The organism is Desulfobacterales bacterium, from assembly GCA_029211065.1.
Classification (GTDB): Bacteria; Desulfobacterota; Desulfobacteria; order Desulfobacterales; family JARGFK01; genus JARGFK01.
Map to the genome: position 1 here is coordinate 1 of JARGFK010000193.1, position 4,528 is coordinate 4,528.

General features: G+C 47.4%; 3 protein-coding genes. 1 reads left to right on the forward strand and 2 read right to left on the reverse strand.

Annotated elements, in window-relative coordinates; genetic code table 11:
- The first annotated feature begins 192 nt into the window (after positions 1-192).
- Entirely contained in the window at positions 193-1,620 is a 1,428-nt protein-coding gene (locus tag P1P89_22330; GenBank protein ID MDF1594258.1) for a M48 family metalloprotease, read from the forward strand.
- Positions 1,621-1,732: 112 nt separating this feature from the next.
- Here the strand turns inward: P1P89_22330 and fusA are convergent, their stop codons facing one another.
- Both fusA and P1P89_22340 read right to left on the reverse strand, forming a co-directional pair.
- Positions 1,733-3,766 carry an elongation factor G gene (gene fusA / locus P1P89_22335; protein MDF1594259.1) on the reverse strand — a complete coding sequence of 678 codons (2,034 nt, stop codon included), beginning with the start codon at positions 3,764-3,766 and terminating at the stop codon, positions 1,733-1,735.
- A complete protein-coding gene (locus P1P89_22340; GenBank protein ID MDF1594260.1) occupies positions 3,763-4,332 on the reverse strand; it encodes a GerMN domain-containing protein in 570 nt (189 codons plus the stop codon). Before P1P89_22340 ends, fusA begins: the two co-directional genes overlap by 4 nt.
- Positions 4,333-4,528 lie beyond the last annotated feature (196 nt).

Sequence of the window (4,528 nt, forward strand, 5' to 3'; positions counted from 1 at the left end):
CTAAAATTAACCTATCACCCTGATTCTTCAGGATCAACGAGGTTTTTTACTTTTCTTGACGGTGAATCAGGGAATGTGAGATGATATTCTTGTTTTCAGAATATAAAGACCCTATTATATATAAAAGCTCAGATAGCTGATCCCATTGTCAGGCGCATGGGGTTCATAAGATCTGTATTTCAGGATAGGCATATGAAAGCTGGCAAGCAATTAAAATATAAATGGATACTGCTCGGTATCGGGCTGTTTTGTTTTTTCAGTCTGGCTTCTCCTCGCAGCGCCGTCGGCATCACCTTAAAAGAAGAAGAAGAGCTGTCGCGGGAGTTCCAGAAGCTCGTGTTAAAACATTATCAGCTGATTAAGGACCCGGTTATCGTTAACCATGTTAATAAAATCGGTCAAAAGATTCTGGCGATGATGCCGCCGCAACCCTTTGCCTATCGCTTTTATGTTGTAAAAGAAGATGTTTATAATGCGTTTGCAACGCCTGCAGGTCATATCTATATCAATAGCGGTCTTTTTGCAGCCATGCAGACAGAAGATGAGCTTGCCGGAATTATTGCCCACGAAATTTCCCATGTTGCCAGCCGGCATATCTCCCAAAAGATAGAGCGTTCCAAAAAAGTCAATATCGCGACCATGGCCGGTGTTGCGGCCGGTATCTTTCTAGGCGCCGGCGGAGCGGCAACAGCAGCCAATGCGGTCACGATCGGGTCGTTGGCAGCCGGTCAGTCCATTATGCTTGCATACAGCCGTGATGATGAAATCCAGGCGGATCAACGGGGCCTGGATTACCTGGACAAGGCCGGATACAGTGCATCCGGTTTGATGTCCATTTTAAAAAAAATCCGAAGTGTGCAATGGTTCGGATCGGAACAGGTGCCCACCTATTTAATGACGCATCCGGCTTCTGAAGACCGGATCGCCTATATCGATACCTGGCTGGACCAGCATTCGAAGCCGGCCGTTCAAACCGATTCTTATGAGTTCAGACGGGCGCATACTTACCTGGTAGCGAATTATCAGGATGAGAATCTGACCTTGAAATTGTTTAAAGATGCTGTTGCGGATTATCCCGAAGATCCTTTGGCGCATTATGGGTTGGGTTTGATCCAGGCACGAACCGGCAACCGCAGGGATGCGGTCATTCATCTGAAAGCGGCACTGGGAAAAAAGGCTTTTGATCCCTATATTTTGACCGATTTAGGTAAAATATACGTCCAGGAAGGCAGCTACCCCCAGGCGTTGAATATTTTAGAAAGTTCTCTCAGTATCGATCCCAATGACCCGGAAAGATTATTTTTTCTGGGCAAGGCCCAAATGGGTATGGAAAGATTTGATAAAGCCGCCGAAACATGGATGGTCCTGGTTTCCAAAAATCCGGGATATGAACAGGCCTATTATGCGTTGGGGGAGGCTTTCGGCAGACAGGGGAAGCAGGCCGATTCCCACTATTATCTGGGGGTTTACTATCAGAAAACCGGGAAGCCTAAAACTGCCTACTTTCACTTAAACCGGGCTTTAACGGACATAACCGACCCCAATAAAAAACAAAAGATCGAAAATATATTGAAAGAGCTGAAGGCTGAATTAAAACAGTCGCCCCAGGATTCGCGGTAAGAGTCATTTCAAAACCCCATCTGAGGCCTGATCGTCCCGCCTTTAAGCAGACGCATTGCTTTCAGATCTAATCTGAAAGGTTGAAATGACTTATCATATAATATTTGGGGATTCAGCTTTGATCAAAATGGGAAAATTGCATGCTAAATGTCCCTCTTCCCTGGGTGGCGGATCTTAATGCAGTGGAATAACCGAACATGCGTTTAAGGGGTACGATAACTTTAATTACCTGAACGCCCATTTGCGGGAAGATGGATTCGATTTTGCCGCTTCGGGAATTCAGGTCGCCAATGACATCACCCATAAAGGATTCTGCCACAAAGACTTCCACGTCCATAATCGGTTCCAGCAGAAACGGATCTCCTTTTAGTAGCGCTTTCTGGCACGCCATGGACGTGCTGACCCGATATGCCAGTTCCGTTCCCAGCGTATCCTTATATTCGCCGCCGGTAAGGACGGCTTCAATATCTACAACCGGATAGCCCATGAGCGCGCCGTTTTCAAAAGACTCCTTAACTCCTTTCTCGACGGCGGCAATAAATGCGCCGGGAATGATCTCTTCCGTAATATCTGAACGAAAGCGATTGCCGCTTCCCCGGGGAAGCGGAAAGAGCTGAAGGCTGACCCCGCCAAAGTGTCGCTGGCCGGAAATCTCTCTGTCAAACTGGGCGGTTGCAGAGGCTTCTTTCCCGATGGTTTCACGATAGACAACCTGGGGTTTCCCGACGTTGACATTGGTATTAAATTCACGCAGCATCCGGCTGATGACGACTTCGAGGTGAAGCTCGCCCATTCCTGAAAGTATGGTTTGACCGGTGTCTACATCTTTTCGAACACGCAAGGTGGGATCTTCGGCCATGTATTTTTCTAAGACCTGATCTATTTTTTCCTGATCCGAGTGAGTCTTGGGCTCTATTGCAACGGAAATAACCGGTTCATAAAATTCAATTTTTTCGAGTAACACCGGATGCTCGGCGGAACAAAGCGTTTCACCGGTTGAAGATTCCTTCAAACCGACAACCCCGACGATGGCACCGGCGGCAACGACGTCAACCCGTTCCTTTTTGTTGGCATGCATGCGAAGGATGCGGGCTGTTTTTTCCTTGATCCGGCGGGATGCATTGTATACTTCGCTGCCGGCATGCATCTTGCCGCTGTAAACCCTGACAAAGGAAAGCTTACGTCCCTCCATCATCGACACCTTGAATATCAGAGCGACCAGCGGCCCCGAATCCCTATGGGGAATTTCCAGCGTTTCGCCGCTGTCGGGATGAACTCCCCTGACGGCAGGAACTTCGGCGGGGCTGGGGAGCAGGTTGACAATCGCGTCCAGAAGCGGCTGGATACCCTTGTTTTTCAGGGCTGAGCCGCACAGGACCGGAACCAGTTTTAAATTAATGGTTGCCTTGCGGATGGCTGACAGAATGTCGCTGGTGGAAATCGGTTTTTCAGACAGATATGCCTCCATAAGGCTGTCATCGTATTCGGCAACTGTTTCAATCAGCTCTTCTCGATATTTTTTCGCGGCTTCAATATCGTCGGTTGATATTTCAGAACGGGCGTAAGTCGCTCCCAGGGTATCATCATCCCACAGGATTTGATTCATTTCGATTAAATCGATAACGCCGACAAAATTGTCCTCGGAACCGACGGGAAGTTGTAATATGATCGGCGTTGCCTTCAAACGGTCTTTAATCATTTGAACCGTTCCCAAAAAATCGGCGCCGATCCGGTCCAGTTTATTAATAAACGCAATTTTGGGAACATGGTACTTGTCGGCCTGATGCCAGACTGTTTCCGATTGGGGTTCAACACCGCCGACAGCACAGAATACGCCGATGGCGCCATCCAGCACTCTCAAAGATCGTTCTACCTCAATGGTAAAGTCAACATGCCCCGGCGTGTCGATGATCTGGATATCACAATTTTTCCACTGGCAGGTAGTTACCGCGGACGTTATGGTGATGCCGCGCTCCTGTTCATCCGGCATCCAGTCCATAACAGCTTCTCCGTCATGAACCTCGCCCATTTTATAGGAACGGCCGGTATAGTAGAGTATCCGTTCGGTAACGGTGGTCTTGCCCGCATCGATATGGGCGATAATACCGATATTCCGAAAACAGTTTATTTTGGTCTGTTTGGTCATCGCACCAGCAACATATTGGCTTTCATCGGAAAGCGCAGATCCATATGGCCGCTAAGCGTCATGGATTCGCGGCCGTCAAACAAAATTTTAGCGGTCTCTATTCCCGGGATATTCAAAACCAGAGAATTTACAATTGCATAAATCGTCAGTATTTCAGCATGACTCCCGCCGGGGTGATTTTCTTTAAGGGATTCATTGAAATCAACATAAGCGGTTTTATTCTGATCAATAAACAAGGCCCTTAAAACGGTTTCCGAAGGCAGTGTCCGCATGAGTTCCTGCCGGGGGCCTTCCGATAGAGCTGTTACAATCATTTTGGCGAAACTGACGGCGTCCTCTGCGTGCAAAAGGTCCCGCTCCTCGGCAATTAAAAAAGGTTTTTCCTTATCTGCAAAATAAAGATGCGCCGTTGTTTTAAACAGCTCCTTTTGGGGCGTTGACAGCAGCGGGTGAACCACAGGTGATTTTGGCACCGAATTATAGAACTGGTTTAAAAGCAAAAGGGAAAGGGCGCCGCCCGCAGCAATTGCTAAAAAAGTATACAACAATATCCGTATTTTACCCATCTTAAACTCAATCGATGCAACCGGGTGAACGCCCAAACGGATTGCCTTAGAACGGTTATTTAAAACGATCACGCTATTTATGACAATACGTATCAGTTGTCAAGGAAAGATGCGGTCAGCCAGTAATTCTGGGCGAACAGATTAAAGTGGATATTTCCTGTAGATATTTGAGTTAAATAGAGTATTCGTGATAATT